Source organism: Thermus oshimai DSM 12092 (genome assembly GCF_000373145.1).
Classification (GTDB): Bacteria; Deinococcota; Deinococci; order Deinococcales; family Thermaceae; genus Thermus; species Thermus oshimai.
Genome location: NZ_KB890619.1, coordinates 14,621 through 32,755 on the forward strand (window position 1 = coordinate 14,621; position 18,135 = coordinate 32,755).

An 18,135-nucleotide genomic window follows, 5' to 3' on the forward strand; every position below is an offset into this window, starting at 1 on the left:
CGGGGAAGCATCTCGTGCAACATGATTGTGGTGGGAACTAAGAGGGCACGGGAACTCGGGTCGCAATCCCCTGACGGGGAAGCATCTCGTGCAACCTTTCCACGGCCCCGGTGGAGGAGGTCGTGCGGGCCATAGATAGTCGCAATCCCCTGACGGGGAAGCATCTCGTGCAACCTTCCTGGACAGGAGCGGGTACTGGCTTGTGGGGGCCATCACCAGTCGCAATCCCCTGACGGGGAAGCATCTCGTGCAACTCAACGTGCACGGCGTGTGGGAGTGTACCCTGGTGTGAAGTCGCAATCCCCTGACGGGGAAGCATCTCGTGCAACCTAAGGGTCCACGGGGTACCCTGGCGCGCGGTTCAAGAACTCGTCGCAATCCCCTGACGGGGAAGCATCTCGTGCAACAAGGGCAAGCGGGCCACCAAGGGCAAGGCCCAGACCCAGACGTCGCAATCCCCTGACGGGGAAGCATCTCGTGCAACTCGTAAGATGCTCAATGAGATGGTGGCTGAAGGGACGATCAGAAAGAGTCGCAATCCCCTGACGGGGAAGCATCTCGTGCAACAGTCCCGCCCCGAGGCTGCCAGGGCTCTGGCCATGCGGTCGCAATCCCCTGACGGGGAAGCATCTCGTGCAACCGTTCCCACGCGCGGGGTATACTACGAGCTCGGATACGCCCGGTCGCAATCCCCTGACGGGGAAGCATCTCGTGCAACTCCGACTACGCCATGGAGCGCATTCTGCTGGATAGGTTTGAGGGTCGCAATCCCCTGACGGGGAAGCATCTCGTGCAACCGGAACCTCACCACGCGCCCCGTGTCGGGCGCCCTCAGGTCGCAATCCCCTGACGGGGAAGCATCTCGTGCAACGGAGTAAGTAGACCATTGCAATAAGGCTAGCGGGGGCTTATGTCGCAATCCCCTGACGGGGAAGCATCTCGTGCAACCGGTCCAAGCCGCTTCACCTTGGCGATGACACTGAGTAGTCGCAATCCCCTGACGGGGAAGCATCTCGTGCAACCTGCCCAATTCGGGGGGGGTGAGAATAAGGCATAACCCATAAGTCGCAATCCCCTGACGGGGAAGCATCTCGTGCAACATGCCCCTAGCCCACCCCGGCCCCCAGGCCGCCTATAAGCGTCGCAATCCCCTGACGGGGAAGCATCTCGTGCAACTCCATTGCGGAAGAAACGCATGTGTGCGCAATCACACATGTCGCAATCCCCTGACGGGGAAGCATCTCGTGCAACTCTACCCCCTAAAGAACCCCGTCCTGGACGGGCGTGCTGAAGGGGGGTTTGTGAGAAAGATGAAGCTTGGAATATACATAAGGCGAATAGAGGGCTTTTTGCGAGGTTTGGGTCCATGCTTAAGCCACAGAGAAAGGTGCGATGAGAATTCGAATGCGCATACTTGCGTGCTGGACGAGATTGAGTTGTCAAGATCCCCCGCCGGAACCCCGGCTTTGGGGACATGCTATCAGCGTTGGACTTGGTATGTCAAGGGTTGCTGGATGGGCTTCGTTGCTGTGCTCCTGAGTTTTTTGGAAAAAGCATTTTTGCAGCATGACTTCTGGAGCTAAGTCTTTCATCTTTTCAAGTAAAAAGGGCTGTACTCCCCCCTCCCCAGCAGGGCCCCCTTCAGGCGGTCGGCCTGGACCTGGATGAGCTCGGCGTAGGGCTTGCGGAAGCCCAAGGGATGGGTGGCCTCGCTGGCCAGGCGCTCTTCAAAGAGGGCGATGAGGCGCCTCCTTCCTTCCTCGTTGAGGTAAACCCCGCCTTCCCGGGCCTCCGCGTGGGCCGGGCTGAGCTGGCCCCGCCGAAAGGCGGAAAGAACCACCTGGTCCACCACGGGCACCCGGAACTCCTCCATGAGGTCCAGGGCCAGGGCGGGTTGCCTGCGGGCCACGGCGTGGAGGAAGCCCAGCTCGGGGTGGAGCCCCGCCACCCGCACGGCCACCAGGACCCGGCTGAGGAGGAGGGCGTAGCCGTAGGAGAGGGCGGCGTTCACGGGGTCCCTGGGGGGGCGGCGGGTGCGGCCCCTAAGGCCGTAGGGGCCGAGCACCCCCTCCAGGGCGGCAAAGTAAGCCCGGCTGGCCAGGCCTTCCAGCCCTCTCAGGCGTTCCAGATCAAGGGCGGCTTCCAGCCCTTCCAAAGCCTCCAGAACGCCCCCCGTTGGGAGGCTCTGGCGGTAGAGGAGGGCTTCCATAGAGAGGAGCTTCCCCCGCACGAAGGCCCGCGCCAAGGGTAGGGGAGGGGCCTGGAGCTGGGCCTTCAGGACCTCGGGGGCGGGGTCGGGGTGGGCCCCGGCGGAGCCGTGAAGGGCCCCTTCCAGGGAGAAGAAGTGCAGGGCGGCCCCCTGGCGGAGGAGGAAGACCAAGGCGGGGGTGGAGAGGCGCACGTTGCCGAAAAGGGCCACCCCCCGCACCTGGCGGGCGGGGAAGCTGGCGATGGGGCCCTCCTCCCCTTCTAAGAGGAGCCGCCCTTGGCGGAGCCGCAGGGTCCCCCCCTGGTGGGCCAGGTAGAGGTGCATCAGAAGGCGGGCCAGGTGGGGTGGGGCCTCAGGCGCTCGTCCAAGCCCTGGAGGAAGCCCAGGAGCTTCCGGTAGTCCTCCTCCTCCACGGGCCGGGTGCCGTGGGCCAGGATGCTCTCGTGCCGCTTCTGGAGGAGGCCCTGGAGGCGGGCCTTCTCCCCGAAAAGCCTTTGGGCCAGGGTGCCCCTTTCCCCAAAGCTCAGGTCCAGCTCAAAGGCGGCCTCCAGAAGCTCCATGAGCCCCCGGGGGCGGAGGATCCGGTCCTTGAGGCCTTGGGGAAAGCCCTCGGGCCAGGTCTTGGGGTCTTTCAGCTGGAAGCCCAGGCGGGCGAAGACATCGGCCTCCACCGCCAGCTCCAGGGCCCGGTAGAGGCGGGCCAGGGCGTCGTCAAACCGGCCCAGGCGGGCCCGGCGCTCGGCGTTGGCCAGGAGGTCCTGGAGGAGGGGGAAGGTGGGGCCGGGGGCCTCGGCGATGGCCTGGAGGTGGGGTAGGGCCTCCTCCAGGGCCCTCAGCACCCGCACCTTGGCCCCGTGCCCCCAGGCCTCGGCCACCGCCAGGGCCACGGGGAGGTGGGCCCGGAGCTTTTCCAGGGCCTCCTTGTGCCGGAAGCGATCCCAGAGGAGAAGCCCTTCCGTAACCCCCTCCAGGGCGGTGTAGAAGCGCCTTTCCGAGGGGGAGAGTTCCCGGGAAAGGAGGGCCTTCAGGTGTTCCAGGGCCCCCGGCAGGTTCAAGGCGTTGAAGCTCCGCACAAAGCCCTCCCACTCCCGCACCCCGAAGCGGGCCGTGGGGTCCTCCAGGAGGCGCACCGCCTCCTTCCCGGGAAGGACCCGGCCCGTCTTTGGGTCCCGGGCGCTTCCCCCCACGTAGCTGAAGACCACCCCCCGGCCCGTGAGGGCCAGGACCAGCCCCGCGGCCATGGGCTTGGTGCCCCCGGTGAGGTCGGCCACGATGGCCTGGGCCTCCCACTCCAGGGCCTTCCTTAGGGCCTCCTGAGCCTTGCGGTAGGCCTCGAGGAGGCTCTCCTCGTCCTCCAGGAGGAGGGTGTGGTGGCGGAAGGCCTCCCCATAGTCCCGCACCAGCTCCGCGGCCACGGGGTGGCTCCTTTGGCTTGCCAGGAAGATCACCCCGCCAGGGGTGTGGTGGGCCAGGGCGGCCTCGAGGGGGTCTTTGGTGGTGCCCACGGTGAGGATGAGGACCTTCATGGCCCCATTATGGCCTGGCCCCGGCGGGGGAAAGGATTAGACTCTTCTCCAGAAAGGAGGCCCACATGTACATCGGCGCCTTGGACCAGGGCACCACCAGCACCCGCTTCATGGTCTTTGACCGCCAGGGGCGGGAGATCGCCCGGCACCAGCTGGAGCACCGGCAGGTCTACCCCAGGCCCGGCTGGGTGGAGCACGACCCCTTGGAGATCTGGGCCCGGACCCAGGAGGCCATCCAGGGGGCTTTGGCGAAGGCGGGGGTGCGCCCGGGGGAGCTTTTGGCCATCGGCATTACCAACCAGCGGGAGACCACCCTCGTCTGGAACAAGAACACGGGGGAGCCCTACCACAACGCCATCGTCTGGCAGGACACCCGCACGGACGCCATCTGCGAGGCCCTGAAGGCGGAAGGGCTGGAGGAGGTCTTCCGCAAGAAGACGGGCCTTCCCCTTTCCACCTACTTCTCCGGCCCCAAGCTCAAGTGGATCCTGGACCACGTCCCCGGGGTGCGGGAGGCGGCGGAGCGGGGGGATGCCCTCTTCGGCACGGTGGACACCTGGCTCATCTGGTGGCTCACCGGGGGGCGGCACGTGACGGACGTGACCAACGCCAGCCGCACCCTGCTCATGAACCTCAAGACCCTGGACTGGGACGAGGAGCTCCTGGCCCACCTCGGCATCCCCCGGGCCATGCTCCCGGAGATCCGCCCCTCCTCGGACCCCAACCTCTACGGGACGACCGACCCGGATGGCCCCCTGGGGCGGGCGGTGCCGGTGGCGGGGGCCCTTGGGGACCAGCAGGCGGCCCTGGTGGGGCAGGCCTGCTTCCTTCCGGGAGAGGCCAAGAACACCTACGGCACGGGGTGCTTCCTCCTCCTGAACACCGGGGAGACCCCGGTGGAGAGCACGCGGGGCCTCCTCACCACCGTGGCCTACCGGTTTGGGGAGGCCCCCGCGGTCTACGCCCTGGAGGGGTCCATCGCCATCGCGGGGGCCTTGGTGCAGTGGCTTAGGGACAACCTGGACTTCTTTGACTTCTCCCACCACATCGAGGACTACGCCCGCACCGTGGAGGATAGCGGCGGGGTGTACATCGTACCCGCTTTCTCCGGCCTCTTCGCCCCCTACTGGGACCCCTACGCCCGGGGGACCATCGTGGGCCTCACCCGCTACGCCACCAAGGGCCACCTCTGCCGGGCGGCCTTGGAGAGCGTGGCCTACCAGACGAAGGACGTGCTCCTGGCCATGGAGGAGGACGCGGGGCTTCCCCTTAGCCTCCTCAAGGTGGACGGGGGGATGGTGAAAAACGAGCTCCTCATGCAGTTCCAGGCGGACCTCCTGGGGGTGCCGGTGGTGCGCCCCCAGGTGACGGAGACCACCGCCCTGGGGGCGGCCTACGCCGCGGGGCTCGCCGTGGGGTACTGGAAGGACCTGGAGGAGCTGAAGGGGAACTGGCGGGCGGAACGCACCTTCACCCCCGGGATGGCGGAGGAGGAGCGGGCCAGGCTCTACGCGGGCTGGAAGCGGGCGGTGGAGCGGAGCCTGGGGTGGGCCAGGGGGTAGGGGATGCCTTTTGAGCGCGAGGCCCTTTGGGAACGGCTAAAGGAGCCCCTGGACCTCCTCGTCGTGGGCGGGGGGGCCACGGGGGCGGGGCTTCTCTGGGCGGCCACCTTAAGGGGGCTTCGGGCCGCCCTGGTGGAGCGGGGGGACTTCGCCTCGGGGACGAGCTCCCGGAGCACCAAGCTCCTCCACGGGGGGGTGAGGTACCTGGAGCTCGCCTTCAGGAGGCTGGACCGGCGCCAGTTCCGGCTGGTGGTGGACGCCCTCCACGAGCGCCAGGTGGTCTTGGGCCTGGCCCCCCATCTGGCCCGGCCCCTCACCCTCCTCACCCCCCTCTTCCGCCCCCTGGAGATCCCCTACTACTGGACGGGCCTCCAGCTCTACGACCTCCTGGCGGGGAAAAGGCGCCTTGGGGGAAGCCGCTACGCCCCGCCGGGCGAGGTGGCCCGCCTCTTCCCGGACCTTCCCCCCACCTTGGGCGGGGTCCTCTACCGGGACGGGCAGTTTGAGGACTTCCGGCTGAACCTGGCCCTGGTGCGCTCGGCCCTCCAGCGGGGGGCCATCGCCCTCAACTACGCCGAGGCCACGGGGTTTCTCCTGAAGGGGGGCCTTGTACGGGGGGCGGTGGTGCGGGACCGGCTCACGGGGCGGGAGCGGGAGGTGGAGGCGAGGGCGGTGGTGAACGCCGCGGGGCCCCTGGCGGACGGGGTGCGCCGCCTCCTGGACCCCCATCTTCCCCCCCTCCTCACCCCCTCCAGCGGGGCCCACCTGGTCCTGGACTATCCCCTCACCGTGGGCCTCCTCCTCCCCAGGACCCGGGACGGCCGGGTCCTCTTCCTCCTCCCCTGGCGGGGGAAGGCCCTCCTCGGCACCACCGACCTCCCCGCCTCCCCCGAGGCCTGCCCGAGGCCCCGGGCGGAGGAGGAGGCCTACCTCCTGGAGGAGGTCCGGCCCCTCCTTGGGGACCTCTCGGGGCGGGTCCTGGCGCGGTGGGCGGGGCTTAGGCCGCTGGTGGGGAAGGGAGAAACCCGGCTCCTGGTGCGGGACCACCTCATCCTGGAGGAGCGGGGCCTTTACACCCTGGTGGGGGGGAAGTGGACCACCTTCCGCCTCATGGCGGAAGACCTCCTGGAGAGGCTCCGGCGGGACCTGGGCCTCCTCATGGGGCCTCCCGCTTCCGCCCACACCCCCTTGGTGGGGGCGGGGCCTAGGCGGGAGATCCCCGAGGCCCTCTGGCGGAACTACGGCCTGGAGGCGGAAGGGGTGTTAGCCCTGGGGGAAAGGCCCCTCCTTCCCGGCCTCCCCCACGCGGAGGGGGAGGTCCTTTGGGCGGTGCGGGAGGAGCTTGCGGTAAAGCCCCTGGACGTCCTCGCCCGAAGGATCGGCCTCGCCCTTTTAGACCAGAAGGCGGCGCTAGAGGCCCTGCCCCGGGTGGTGGCCCTCATGGCCCCCGTTTTGGGGTGGGACGAGGGGCGGGCCAAGAGGGAAGAGGAGGAGGCCAGGGCGGGGCTTCCTGGGCTTTGCTAAGGCTTAGGCCAGCTCCACGGTGAGTCCGGCTTGCCGGAGGGCCTCGAGATCCTCCGGCCGGGCCTTGCGGTCGGTGATGAGGGCTTTTGCCGCCTGGAGAGGGGCGATCTTGGCCGGGGCCACCTGGAGGAGCTTGGAGTGGTCTGCCAGGAAGTACACCTCCCGGGCCGCTCGGACCATGGCCTTCTTGATCTCCGCCTCTTCCAGGTTGGTGTTGGTGAACCCCCGGTCGGGGTGGACCCCATTGCACCCCAGGAAAGCTTTGTCGGCGTTCAGCTCCTCTAGGAGAAGGGTGCCGAAGGGGTTGACTAGAGAGTGCTGGAGAGGTCTGAGGCGCCCGCCGGTGACGATCACCGTGATCCCGGGGTGGCTTTCCAGAAGGAGGGCGATGTTGAGGGCGCTGGTAATGACCACCACATCCCTGAGTTCGGGCGAAAGGGCCTTGGCCACTTCGGTGGTGGTGCTACCCACATCCAGGATGACCACGTCCTTGTCCTGAATAAGAGTGGCGGCCTTCTTGCCGATGGCCTCCTTTTCCCGGGCGTGCACCGTTCGAGTGACTTCAAGGGGCAGTTCCAGGCGGCGGGTGTGCCATAGGACCGCACCCCCCCTTAGGCGCTTAAGGAGCCCTTTCCGCTCCATCTGCTCCAGGTCTGAGCGGACTGTAACCTCCGAAACCCCCAAGAGATGGGCCAGCTCCCGCACCCTCACTTCGCCGTTTTGCCGCAGGAGCTCCAGGATTTTTTCCTGCCGGAGTTGGGCCTCGAGGGTGGCCATGGGTCCATTATGGAGCATTCGTGAGCTTTTTTTCTCTTACGAAATACCCCCTCTTGACAGAAAAAGAAACACTTCGTAAGCTTACCTTGATCCCAAGCGGGAGGTGGCCAATGAAAAAAGCTCTTTGGACGAGGCGGCGGGTTTTTAAGCTGGGGCTCCTTCCTTTGGCGGCCGGGTCCTTGAGGGCATGGGCCCAGGGTTCAGGAGAACTGGTCTACAACTCCTACATGGGGGACCCTGTCCCCCGGGCCTTTGACCAGAAGATGGTGGCCCGTTTCAAGGAGAAGTACCCCGGGATCCGCGTGCAGCACACCATCGTGGCCCATGAGGACTTCAAGCAGGCCATCCGCACCTACCTCATCGCCTCGAGGCCCCCAGATGTCCTCACTTGGTTTGCCGGAAACCGCATGCGCTTCTTTGCCAGCCGCGACCTGCTGGCGGACATCACTGATGTGTGGCAGCAAAACGGCCTGGAGAGGGTCATCAACCCGGCCTTGCATGAGGCCTGCAAGTACAACGGCCGCTACTACTTCCTCCCCACGGGTTACTACTGGTGGGCGGTCTACTACCGCAAGGATATCTTTGAGCGTTTGAACCTGAAGCCCCCTACCACCTGGGACGAGTTCCTGGGGGTGTGCGAACGCCTGAAGGAAGCGGGGATAGCCCCCATCACCACGGGCACCCGGTTCCGCTGGCCCGCGGCCGCTTGGTTTGACTACCTTAACATGCGCCTGAATGGGCCCAAGTTCCACATAGACCTCACCGACGGGAAGGTGCCCTACACCGACGAACGGGTCCGGCGGGTCTTTGAGTACTGGAAGGTTCTCCTGGACCGGGGGTACTTCATCCCCAACCCCGCGGCCTACGATTGGCACGAGGGGGTGGCCCTTATGGCCCAGGGGAAGGCAGCCATGTACCTCATGGGGGCTTTTATTCGGGAGTCCTACCCCCGGGAGCGGTGGAGCGAGCTGGATTTCTTCCGTTTCCCTATCATAGACCCTAAGGTGCCTGTGGGAGAAGATGCACCCACAGATGGCTACTTTGTCCCAGCCCGGGCTAGGAACCCGCAGAACGCCAAGCTCTTCCTGGGCTTTGTGGCCTCGCGGGAGTTTGCGGAGATGATGATCAAGGACCTGAACAGCATCTCTGCGCGCACGGACATCCCCCTTTCCCTGTACTCCGACTACTTCCAGAAGGGCATCCGTGAGGTTCTGAGCCGGGCCAACTACACCGCCCAGTTCTACGACCGGGACACCCACCCCGAGATGGCCGAGCGGGGGATGAACGGCTTCGTCCAGTTCATGGCCAATCCCAACCAGATCGGGAACATCCTTCAGAGCCTCGAGGCCGACCGGAAGCGGATCTTCGCTCAAGACAACTAGCCTCTTAAGGCAGGGGGCTGGGCCGATCCCGGCCCCCTTTGTAGGAGGGTTATGCGTCGTACCCCCTGGCTCCAAAGTCCAGCAGCCTTTCTTTGGCTACCGCTTCTGCTCTACACCGTCTGGGTAATCTACCCCACATTTTCTACCATCCTCCTTGCGTTCAGCGACTGGGATGGGGTTTCCCCCCAGTGGGGCTGGGTGGGATTGGGGAACTTCCGCCGCTTGTTCCAGGACCCAGCGTTTTACCAGGCCTTAAAGAACAACCTGATCTGGCTAGTAGTTTTCTTAGCCATCCCCACCTCAGGTGGCCTTTTCCTTGCCTACTTGCTCAATCACCCTCTTCCCCTGGACCGCTTTCTTAAGGTGAGTTTCTACCTGCCTTTGGTTCTTTCCCCCACCGTTATCGCCTTGGTTTGGGCTTGGATCTACCATCCGCAGCAGGGCCTTCTAAACAGCGCCCTAGCCACTCTCCTGGCCTTTTTACGGTCCTTGGGGTTGCCGGTGGATCCAGAGGCCGCGCGGTCCTTGGGCTGGCTTGGCGATCCCAAGCTGGCTCTGGGAGCCATTCTGGCCGCGGCTTGTTGGCGTCAGGTGGGGTACGTGATGATTCTCTATCTGGCGGGGCTCAAAACCCTGGACCCTGAGGTGGTGGAGGCGGCCCAGGTGGATGGGGCCACCGGCTGGATCCTCTTCTGGAGGGTGATCTTTCCCCTTCTCATGCCCATCACCACCCTAATCGTGGTCATTAGCACCGTGGATTCCTTCCGCTCCTTTGATCTCGTATACATCCTAACCCGGGGGGGTCCCTTCCACAGTACGGAGGTCTTGGCCAACTACATGTACTTAGCGGCCTTCCACGACTACCAGATGGGCTACGCGGCGGCCATCGCGGTGGTCCTCATGGCGATCACCATTGTCCCCATCGCCTTTTTCTTGCGCTACACCGTCCGGAGGGAGGAAGGATGAAGGGTAGACTGCACCCTTTCCTGGTGGCTTCCCTCTGGCTCTTGGCCCTGCTTTGGCTTCTTCCCATGGCTGGAGCCCTATTGGTGAGCTTTCGTACTTTGGACGACCTCACTCTTAGGGGGTTTTGGAGCTGGCCGGAGGAGATCACTCTGGCCAACTATGTCCGGGCCTGGGAGGAGGCAGGGGTGCGGCGGTACCTACTCAATAGCTTCATCATCACCCTGCCTTCCTTGGTGGGGGTTTTGCTCCTCTCATCCATGGCCGCCTATGCCCTGGTGCGCTTCCGTTTCCGTTGGGCCTTCCCCCTCTACCTGCTCTTTTTGGCCTTCAACATGGTACCCTTCCAGATGTTGATGCTTCCCGTTTTCCGCCTTTCCAACCAGCTGGGGGTGTACGACACCTACTGGGCCCCCATCCTTTTCCATACAGCCTTCCAACTGGGGTTCGCTACATTTGTCCTCCGTAACTTCGCCCGGACCATCCCTCCTTCCCTCTTTGAGTCGGCGGTGATTGACGGGGCGGGGGAGTGGACCCTTTTCCGTCGCATCGCCTGGCCTCTGATGCTGCCGGGCATCGCTGCGGTGGCCACATTGGAGTTCACCTGGATTTTCAACGATTTCCTGTGGGCCTTAGTACTTTTGGGCCGGGATGAGCTCAAGCCCATCACCACAGGCTTGGCCAACCTGAGGGGGCAGTACATCACGGACTGGCCCCTTATTGTGGCGGCCAGCCTTATGGCCACTGTGCCCACCCTTTTGGTCTTTTTCGGGTTGCAGAGGTACTTCATCCAGGGGCTTACCCTGGGGGCGACGAAAGGATGAGTCGTATGTTGGGCGTTTGTTACTACCCGGAGCATTGGCCTGAAGAACGTTGGGAAGAGGACTTTAAGGCCATGCGGGCTCTGGGGCTCCGCTATGTGCGCCTGGGGGAGTTTGCCTGGAGCGCCCTCGAGCCCACCCCAGGTGCTCTCCGCTGGGGTTGGCTGGATCGGGTTCTGGATCTGGCGCAGAAGGAGGGCCTAGCCGTAGTCCTCGGTACCCCCACCGCTACCCCCCCCAAGTGGTTGGTGGACCGGTACCCGGAGATCCTCCCTGTGGACCGGGAGGGGCGGAGGCGGAACTTTGGTGGGCGGCGGCACTACTGCTTCTCCAGCCCCGCCTACCGGGAAGAGACTGCCCGCATCGTGGCCCTTCTAGCGGAGCGTTACGGCCGCCACCCCGCGGTGGTAGGGTTCCAGGTGGACAACGAGTTTGGCTGTCACGGCACCGTGCGCTGCTACTGTCCCAACTGTCGTGAGGCCTTCCGGGGCTGGTTGAGGGCTAAGTACGGGACGATTGACGCGCTGAACGCCGCCTGGGGAACGGTCTTTTGGAGCCAAACGTACCGGGATTTCGGTGAGGTGGAGCTTCCTCACCTCACCGTGGCCGAGGCCAACCCCAGCCACCTTCTGGACTACTACCGTTTCGCATCAGACCAGGTGCGGGCCTACAATCGTTTCCAAGTGGACCTCCTTCGGGATAATGCTCCTGGCCGGTTCATTACCCATAACTTCATGGGGTTTTTCACCGATCTGGACCCCTTTGCCTTGGCCGAGGACCTGGATTTTGCCGCCTGGGACAGCTACCCCTTGGGCTTCACCGACCTGATGCCCCTTCCCCAGGAGGAGAAGGTTCAGTGGGCCCGCACGGGCCACCCCGATGTGGCCGCCTTCCACCACGACCTCTACCGGGGGGTAGGGCGGGGGCGGTTCTGGGTCATGGAGCAGCAGCCGGGTCCCGTGAACTGGGCCCCCCACAATCCAAGCCCGGCGCCCGGGATGGTACGCCTTTGGACTTGGGAGGCCATAGCCCATGGGGCAGAGGTGGTCTCCTACTTCCGCTGGCGCCAAGCGCCCTTTGCCCAAGAGCAGATGCACGCGGGGCTCAACCGTCCAGATTTCCAGCCGGACGTGGCCTTCTTTGAAGTGCAGCGCGTAGCAGAGGAGCTTTCCGCCCTCCCCCTTCCTCCCGCAGGGTGTGCCCCCGTGGCTCTGGTCTATGATTCCGAGGCGGCTTGGGTGTTTGAGATCCAGCCCCAAGGGGCCGAGTGGAACTACCTGACCCTGGTGTTTTCCTTCTATAGCGTTCTCCGGCGCCTAGGGTTGGACGTGGACATTCTCAAGCCCGGGGCAGACTTGGGCGGGTATGGCCTGGTGGTGGTTCCCAGCCTGCCCATTGTGCGTAAGGAGGCCCTCGAGGCCCTCTCCCAGGCGGACGGCCTGGTACTCGTCGGACCCCGTTCGGGGAGCAAAACGGAGAACTTCCAGATCCCCCCCGAACTCCCTCCGGGCGCGCTCCAAGCCCTCCTTCCCCTTAAGGTAGTGCGGGTGGAGAGCCTGCCCCCGGGGCTTTTGGAGGAGGCCGAAGGACCCTGGGGCCGCTTTGCCCTCGGGGTTTGGCGGGAGTGGGTGGAGACCGATCTTCCCCCCTTGCTCCGTTTTACGGATGGTGGGGGAATCCTTTTCCGCAGGGGTCGCTACCTGTACCTGGCGGCTTGGCCCAGCCCAGAACTTCTCTTTGCCCTTTGCCAGTCCTTGGCCGAGGAGGCGGGCTTGCATCCCCGCTTCCTCCCTGAGGGCCTGCGTTTACGGAGACGGGGCCCGTTGGTGTTTGCCTTTAACTATGGCCCCGAGGTGGTGGAGGCACCTGCCCCTCCAGGGGTGCGGTTTCTCTTGGGGGATAGGCGTATTCCCCCCCATGACCTTGCCGTGTGGGAGGAGACATGAGGCTTGTACTGGGCGGCTTGGAGGTGCCCCTGAAGGCCCAAGGGGTGGAGGTCTTGGAAGACGGGGCCCTCCTATGGGGCTCAGAGGTACGGGTCCACGCTCCTTTTCGGGCAGAGGCCTTTTTCCGCCACGGCTGGCAAAGCTGGAGCTTGGCGGCCTGGGTAGGGTTTGGGTCCAAGAGGCCCCTACTTCCTCCAGAACGGAGGCCCCAAGCAGATGACCCTTTTCTCCTGGAAAGTGAGGAGCTTTGGGGGAGTGGCCTAGGGGCCCTGAGGCAGAGGGAACGGGTCCTCCTCCTCGGGGCCTTAGACCCTGGGGCCCGGGTCCTGGGGCGGGAAGGCCTCCTCCTCGGGCGGTACGCGGGGGAAGGGGGACGCTGGTTTTTGGCGGTGGGACAGGAGGAGGAGGTTTTTGCTGCCTACGCTGAGCGGCTCCCCGGGAGGACCCAGAACCCCTCTCCTCGGGTTTGGTGCAGTTGGTATAGCTTCTATACCCGGATTAGCCAGGACCTTTTTCTTGAGATCCTGGAGAGTCTAAAGGGTTTTCCCTTTGAGGTCTTTCAGGTGGACGACGGCTGGCAACGGGCCTTGGGGGATTGGGAACCCAACGCCCGTTTCCCCCAGGGGATGGCCTACCTAGCTGGTCAGATTCGAGCGCGAGGTTTCCGGCCGGGGCTTTGGCTCGCCCCCTTTCTGGTTACCGAGGATAGTTCCCTCTTCCAAGAGCGCCCCGAGTGGCTCCTAAGAGATGGAGAGGGCCGGCTTATCCCCGCGGGCTTCAACTGGGGAAAGCCCCTCTTCGCCCTGGATAGCGGTCAGGAGGAGGTGCTGGACTGGTTGGAAATGCTCATTCGGAAGGTAGTGGCCTGGGGCTATGACTACCTAAAGCTGGACTTCCTCTATGCGGGAGCCCTCCCGGGAGCAGAAGGGGAGGCCCGCTACCGCCGCGCCTTGGAACGCATCCGAAGGGCGGCGGGAGGTACCTACCTCCTCTTTTCCGGGGCCCCTATCCTAGCCTCCTTGGGCCTAGCCGACGGGCTTCGGGTTGGCCCCGACGTGGCCCCCTACTGGGACAACGAAGACCGTTCTGTCCACCTCGGAGACCCCACGGGACCCGGGCTTAGGAACGCTCTCCGTTCCACTCTTCACCGGCTGTGGCTTAAAAGGAAAGTACATGTGGACCCCGATGTGGTCTACTTTCGTCAGCGCTTTAACCTCCTTTCTCCCTCTGAGATGCGCCTACAACAAGCCATGGCGGAAATCACCGGCTTTAAGGCCACCTCCGACCCACCGGCCTGGCTTGCTCCGGAAGAGAAGGAGGCTCTGATCCGCTTTCTCGGCCAGGACCTTCCCGTGGTCCCTTTGGCACCCTACCGCTTCCGTGTAGGGGAGGAGGAGGTGGACTATGCCCCCTTTCCATAAACACACCCACCGCAAACGGGACGGTCGGGAGCTCCTCCTCTACAGCTGGGCCCCCCTCGAGGACCCCCCCCTCCCCGAGCCGGAGGAGGCCCCAGCGCCCTCCTCCCACCTGCGCTACCACCCCTTGCGGCGGGCCTGGGCGGTCTACACCCCCCACCGCCAGGGGCGGACCTTCCTCCCGCCGGAGGAGCACTGCCCCCTTTGCCCCAGCCGGCCCGGGGGCTTCCCCACGGAGATCCCCTTTCCCCGCTTCCAGGTGGCCGTCTTCCAGAACCGCTTTCCCGCCTTTGTGGAAACCCCTCCGGCCCCCCCAAGCCTCCCCGTGCCCACCGCCCCCGCCTGGGGCCGGTGCGAGGTGGTGGTCTACACCCCAAGGCACACCGGAAGCCTGGCCACCCTTTCCCAGGAGGAGAGGCTCCTCCTGCTTTGGGCCTTAAGGGACCGCTACCAGGTCCTTTACGCCCTGGAGGGGGTTCGGTTCGTCATGCCCTTTGAGAACCGAGGGGAGGCCATCGGGGTCACCCTCCACCACCCCCACGGGCAGATCTACGCCTACCCCTTCGTGCCTCCCCTTCTGGAAAGGGAGGCGGAGGCCTTCCGGGAGCGGCCGGTCCTCCTCGAGCTCCTTCCCCACCTGGGGCCTTACAGCGTGGACCGGGAGGGGGGCTTCCTGGCCTTCGTCCCCCCCTTCGCCCACTTCCCCTACGAGGTCTGGGTGGTCCCCGAGGCCTTCCACCCCGGGCTTTGGACCCTTTCGGAAGGGGAGATGGAGGCTCTGGCCCGCCTTTTGGGCCGGACCGTGGCCCGGCTGGATGCGCTTTTTGGCGAACCCATGCCCTACGTGATGCTCTTCCACGCGGCCCCCAAGGGGGAGGAGGCCCACTTCCACTTCCACGTGGAGTTCCTCCCCGTCCTCCGGGACAAGGGCCGGCGGAAGTACCTGGCGGGGACGGAGCTCGGGGCCGGGGCCTTCACGGTGGACGTCCTCCCGGAGGAGGCGGCAAGGCGGCTTAGGGAGGTATAGGGATGGATGGGGAAGCGCTCGCCCGCTTAAGGGCCTGGATGGAGGATCGGGGTTTCCTTCGCTTTTATGTGGTCCGGCCAGAAAACTTCGCCTGGCTGACCGGGGGGGTGAACACCTTGGCCCCCTTGGGGGAAGGGGTGGGCTACCTGGAGATGGGGGAGAAGGTTCGGCTCCACACCACCCCGCCCGAGCACCCCCGGCTGGTGGAGGAGGAAGCCTTGGGGGTGGAGGCGGTCCTCCACCCCTGGTACGCTTTCCCCCCGCCTCCGAGCCCGAGCGACCTCGAGCACGACCTCACCCCCCTGCGCCTCGCCCTCACCCAAAGGGCCCAGGCCGCCTTCCGGGCCCTGGGGGCCCGCGCGGCCCGGGCGGTAGGGGAGGTGGTGCGCACGGCCCAGCCTGGCTGGCGGGAATGGACCTTGGCAGGGGCCTTAGCCGAGGCCCTCTGGGGGGAAGGGGTCCGGCCCCTGCTCCTCCTGGTGGCCGGTGAGGAGCGGCTTTTCCGCCACCGCCACCCCCTGCCCAAGGACCGGCCCCTAGGGCGGGCCTTCATGGCGGTGGTGTGCGCCGAGGCGGGGGGATTGGTGGCCAGCCTGACCCGGATGGCCGCTTTCGGCCAGGAGGAGGTGGAGGCCCTCTACAAGAAGGTGCTCCGGGTGGAGGCGGAGGCCCTTTCCGCAAGCCGCCCCGGGGCCAGCCTGGGGGCAGTATTGGAGGCCATCCAGAAAGGCTACGAGGCGGTGGGCCACCCGGGGGCCTTCCTGGAGCACCACCAGGGGGGCGTGGCGGGTTTACGCCCCCGGGAGGTCTTCGCCACCCCGGGGCATCCCCTCCGCCTGGGGCCGGGCATGGCCCTGGCCTGGAACCCGAGCCTTTCCGGGGCCAAGGTGGAGGACACCTTCCTCCTTCGGGAGGGGGGCCTGGAAAACCTCACGGAAGACCCCTTCTGGCCCATGGTGGAGGTGGAGGAGCGGAAGCGGCCGGACCTCTGGCGGGGTTAGGCTTCCTCCTCCAGGGCCAGGCGCTCCACCTCCTCTAGGCTCTGGCGGCGGGCGACCTCCAGCCTGCGGTGGCGTTTCTGGAACTGCCCCATGGCGTATTGAAAAAACTCCTCCGGGCTTAGGGGCAGGGGAAAGCCCCCGGGGTACTGGGCGAAGACCTCCCCCACCACCCCCAGGGCGTGGGGGAGGAGTTCGTCCATCCGCCGTTCCACCACATTCCAGAGCTGGGGGTTCTGGGCCAGGAGCCGGGAGAGGAGGTAAAGCCCGTAGGCGATGTGCCGGGACTCGTCCCGCGCCACGTACCCGATGCCCTCTAAGGTGGCGGGGAGGGGAAAACCCTGTCCGCCCAAGACCTTCGCCGCCCGCCGGTAGGCGTAGTACCCCGTTTCCGCCAGGACCCCTTCCACCACCATGGTGTAGGTCACCACCGCCTCCACCTGGGCCTCGGGAGAGGGGTCGTCCACAAGCCGACCCATGGCTTGGGGCAGGGCCTGGTAGAAGATGGCCCGGTAGCTCGGCCCGTGGAAGCGCTCCAGGTCCTGGCCCGTGCTACCCATGGCTTCCAGCAGGCGGTGGAAGAACTCCACGTGCTTGGCCTCGTCCAAGAGAAAGGTGGTGAGGTACATCTCCTCCTCCAGGCGGCCTTCTCGGGCCACCACCCCCAGGAGGGGCAGGAGGTCCAGAGTTACGGCCTCCTCCCCAGCGATGAACAAGGAGGCCAGGTGGGTGAGGGCGGTGCGCGCCTCCGGGGCCAGGCGGGTATAGGAGGCCCGGTCCTGGCTGAAGTCCAAGCCCGCGGGGTCCCAGAAGAACCGCTTGGCCTTTCCGTAGAGCGTCAGGGGGAAGGAGGGCCTTAGGCCTTCCGTGGTGGTCTTGAACCGGTTCCGGATCATGATACCCCCTCCAAGGCCCCCTTCAGGTCCCCCCAGAGGTCCTCGGGGTCCTCGAGGCCCACGCTGAGGCGGAGGAGGCCCGGGGGGAGGTGGCCCTGGCCTGGGAGGGCCGAGCGGCGCTCCATGGTGGACTCCACGCCCCCGAGGCTCGTGGCGTGGCGGATGAGCCGGACCCGCCCCAAGACCCCATCCGCCCCTTCCGCCCCGCCCTTCACCACGAAGGAGACCACCGCCCCAAAGCCCCGAAGGAGCTCCCGGGCCCGTTTGTGGCCGGGGTGGGTGGGAAGGCCGGGGTAGAGGACCCGTTCCACCTTTGGGTGCGCCTGAAGGCGTTCCGCCAGGAGCTGGGCCGTCTTTTGCATCCTCTCCAGGCGCACCGCCAGGGTGCGGAGGCCCCGTAGGGCCAAGAAGGCCTCCAGGGCCCCCGGGGTGGCCCCCTGGAGGGTCCGCGCCCTTCGGAGCCTTTCCAGGAGGGTTTCTTCCTTGGCCACCGCCACCCCCAAAAGGAGGTCCGAGTGCCCCCCGAGGAGCTTGGTGGCGCTGTGGACCACCAGGTCCGCCCCCAGGTCCAAAGGCCGGAGGTTGAGGGGGGTGGGGAAGGTGTTGTCCACCGCGAGGAGCCCCTTCCTTGGGGCCCCGGCGATGGCCCTAAGGTCCGGCACCTCCAGGAGGGGGTTGGAGATGGGCTCCAGCCAGAGGAGGTCCGCCTCCTTGGCGGCCTCCACCCAGGCCTCCGTGTCCCCTAGGGGCAGGCGGAGAAGGCGCCAAGGCCCCCCTTCCGCCAGGCCCACCACCCCCTGGTAGCAGTCCGTGGGGAGGACCACCAGGGCGTTTGGGGGGAGGAGGCTAAAGACTGCGGCCGCGGCGGCCATCCCCGAGGCGAAGGCCAGGGCCTGCCCCCCTTCCAGGCCCCCCACCACCTCCTCCAGGGCGGCCCAGGTGGGGGTCCCGTCCTCCCGGGCGTAGGCCCCCAGGAGGAAGTTGGAGGCGGGCACGATGGGGGTGTTGAGGGGGCTTCCCGGCGCCTTGGGCCGCCCCGCCTGCACCAGCCAGGTTTCCGGCTTCATTTCCATGGGTCCATTGTAG

At 66.0% G+C, this 18,135-nt stretch carries 14 protein-coding genes and 1 CRISPR repeat array; of the genes, 9 read left to right on the forward strand and 5 right to left on the reverse strand.

Annotated features, from left to right (window positions below; genetic code table 11):
- The first annotated feature begins 59 nt into the window (after positions 1-59).
- A CRISPR array of direct repeats spans positions 60-1,251; the repeat unit is 36 nt; unit sequence GTCGCAATCCCCTGACGGGGAAGCATCTCGTGCAAC.
- A gap of 337 nt (positions 1,252-1,588) precedes the next feature.
- A complete protein-coding gene (cas1, locus tag B043_RS0107565) occupies positions 1,589-2,533 on the reverse strand; it encodes a CRISPR-associated endonuclease Cas1 (RefSeq protein WP_018461517.1) in 945 nt (314 codons plus the stop codon).
- Positions 2,533-3,735, reverse strand: coding sequence for a TIGR02710 family CRISPR-associated CARF protein (locus B043_RS0107570; RefSeq protein ID WP_018461518.1), 1,203 nt, complete (start codon positions 3,733-3,735; stop codon positions 2,533-2,535). The genes cas1 and B043_RS0107570 overlap by 1 nt, the downstream gene beginning before the upstream one ends.
- Before the next feature lie 65 nt (positions 3,736-3,800).
- Between B043_RS0107570 and glpK the strand changes: the two genes are divergently transcribed.
- Entirely contained in the window at positions 3,801-5,297 is a 1,497-nt protein-coding gene (glpK, locus tag B043_RS0107575) for a glycerol kinase GlpK (protein ID WP_018461519.1), read from the forward strand.
- Positions 5,298-5,300: 3 nt separating this feature from the next.
- Positions 5,301-6,821, forward strand: a complete 1,521-nt coding sequence (locus B043_RS0107580; protein WP_018461520.1) for a glycerol-3-phosphate dehydrogenase/oxidase — start codon at positions 5,301-5,303, stop codon at positions 6,819-6,821.
- Between the two features lie 3 nt (positions 6,822-6,824).
- Here the strand turns inward: B043_RS0107580 and B043_RS0107585 are convergent, their stop codons facing one another.
- Positions 6,825-7,598 carry a DeoR/GlpR family DNA-binding transcription regulator gene (locus tag B043_RS0107585; RefSeq protein WP_018461521.1) on the reverse strand — a complete coding sequence of 258 codons (774 nt, stop codon included), beginning with the start codon at positions 7,596-7,598 and terminating at the stop codon, positions 6,825-6,827.
- Positions 7,599-7,825: 227 nt separating this feature from the next.
- Here B043_RS0107585 and B043_RS0107590 point away from each other — a divergent pair, with 227 nt between their 5' ends.
- From B043_RS0107590 to B043_RS0107620, 7 genes are all read left to right on the forward strand, one after another.
- Positions 7,826-8,980 (forward strand): ABC transporter substrate-binding protein, encoded by a 1,155-nt coding sequence (locus B043_RS0107590; protein WP_245538893.1) that lies wholly within the window; start codon positions 7,826-7,828, stop codon positions 8,978-8,980.
- Positions 8,981-9,031: 51 nt separating this feature from the next.
- Complete coding sequence (locus B043_RS0107595) at positions 9,032-9,946, forward strand: carbohydrate ABC transporter permease (protein ID WP_026234181.1); 915 nt, start codon at positions 9,032-9,034, stop codon at positions 9,944-9,946.
- A 23-nt stretch (positions 9,947-9,969) separates the two neighbouring features.
- On the forward strand, positions 9,970-10,767 hold the full coding sequence (locus B043_RS0107600) for a carbohydrate ABC transporter permease (RefSeq protein WP_245538894.1): 798 nt from the start codon (positions 9,970-9,972) through the stop codon (positions 10,765-10,767).
- A 5-nt stretch (positions 10,768-10,772) separates the two neighbouring features.
- Positions 10,773-12,710, forward strand: a complete 1,938-nt coding sequence (locus tag B043_RS0107605; RefSeq protein ID WP_026234182.1) for a beta-galactosidase — start codon at positions 10,773-10,775, stop codon at positions 12,708-12,710.
- Positions 12,707-14,131, forward strand: coding sequence for a glycoside hydrolase family 36 protein (locus B043_RS0107610; protein WP_026234183.1), 1,425 nt, complete (start codon positions 12,707-12,709; stop codon positions 14,129-14,131). The genes B043_RS0107605 and B043_RS0107610 overlap by 4 nt, the downstream gene beginning before the upstream one ends.
- Complete coding sequence (galT, locus tag B043_RS0107615; RefSeq protein ID WP_018461527.1) at positions 14,115-15,155, forward strand: galactose-1-phosphate uridylyltransferase; 1,041 nt, start codon at positions 14,115-14,117, stop codon at positions 15,153-15,155. Before B043_RS0107610 ends, galT begins: the two co-directional genes overlap by 17 nt.
- A gap of 68 nt (positions 15,156-15,223) precedes the next feature.
- On the forward strand, positions 15,224-16,156 hold the full coding sequence (locus B043_RS0107620) for a M24 family metallopeptidase (RefSeq protein ID WP_245538895.1): 933 nt from the start codon (positions 15,224-15,226) through the stop codon (positions 16,154-16,156).
- Here B043_RS0107620 and B043_RS0107625 read toward each other — a convergent pair.
- Together B043_RS0107625 and B043_RS0107630 are read right to left on the reverse strand one after the other, a co-directional pair.
- Positions 16,153-17,049, reverse strand: a complete 897-nt coding sequence (locus tag B043_RS0107625) for a R2-like ligand-binding oxidase (protein ID WP_018461529.1) — start codon at positions 17,047-17,049, stop codon at positions 16,153-16,155. The genes B043_RS0107620 and B043_RS0107625 overlap by 4 nt on opposite strands.
- Positions 17,046-18,122 (reverse strand): trans-sulfuration enzyme family protein, encoded by a 1,077-nt coding sequence (locus B043_RS0107630; RefSeq protein WP_018461530.1) that lies wholly within the window; start codon positions 18,120-18,122, stop codon positions 17,046-17,048. The genes B043_RS0107625 and B043_RS0107630 overlap by 4 nt, the downstream gene beginning before the upstream one ends.
- Positions 18,123-18,135 lie beyond the last annotated feature (13 nt).

What these genes read in the sequence shown, in the direction of transcription:
- cas1 (WP_018461517.1), bottom strand. Translation starts at nt 2,533, where the DNA reads ATGCACCTCTACCTGGCCCACCAGGGGGGGACCCTGCGGCTCCGCCAA.
- B043_RS0107570 (WP_018461518.1), bottom strand. Translation starts at nt 3,735, where the DNA reads ATGAAGGTCCTCATCCTCACCGTGGGCACCACCAAAGACCCCCTCGAG.
- glpK (WP_018461519.1), top strand. Translation starts at nt 3,801, where the DNA reads ATGTACATCGGCGCCTTGGACCAGGGCACCACCAGCACCCGCTTCATG.
- B043_RS0107580 (WP_018461520.1), top strand. Translation starts at nt 5,301, where the DNA reads ATGCCTTTTGAGCGCGAGGCCCTTTGGGAACGGCTAAAGGAGCCCCTG.
- B043_RS0107585 (WP_018461521.1), bottom strand. Translation starts at nt 7,598, where the DNA reads ATGGCCACCCTCGAGGCCCAACTCCGGCAGGAAAAAATCCTGGAGCTC.
- B043_RS0107590 (WP_245538893.1), top strand. Translation starts at nt 7,826, where the DNA reads ATGGGGGACCCTGTCCCCCGGGCCTTTGACCAGAAGATGGTGGCCCGT.
- B043_RS0107595 (WP_026234181.1), top strand. Translation starts at nt 9,032, where the DNA reads ATGCGTCGTACCCCCTGGCTCCAAAGTCCAGCAGCCTTTCTTTGGCTA.
- B043_RS0107605 (WP_026234182.1), top strand. Translation starts at nt 10,773, where the DNA reads ATGTTGGGCGTTTGTTACTACCCGGAGCATTGGCCTGAAGAACGTTGG.
- B043_RS0107610 (WP_026234183.1), top strand. Translation starts at nt 12,707, where the DNA reads ATGAGGCTTGTACTGGGCGGCTTGGAGGTGCCCCTGAAGGCCCAAGGG.
- galT (WP_018461527.1), top strand. Translation starts at nt 14,115, where the DNA reads ATGCCCCCTTTCCATAAACACACCCACCGCAAACGGGACGGTCGGGAG.
- B043_RS0107625 (WP_018461529.1), bottom strand. Translation starts at nt 17,049, where the DNA reads ATGATCCGGAACCGGTTCAAGACCACCACGGAAGGCCTAAGGCCCTCC.
- B043_RS0107630 (WP_018461530.1), bottom strand. Translation starts at nt 18,122, where the DNA reads ATGGAAATGAAGCCGGAAACCTGGCTGGTGCAGGCGGGGCGGCCCAAG.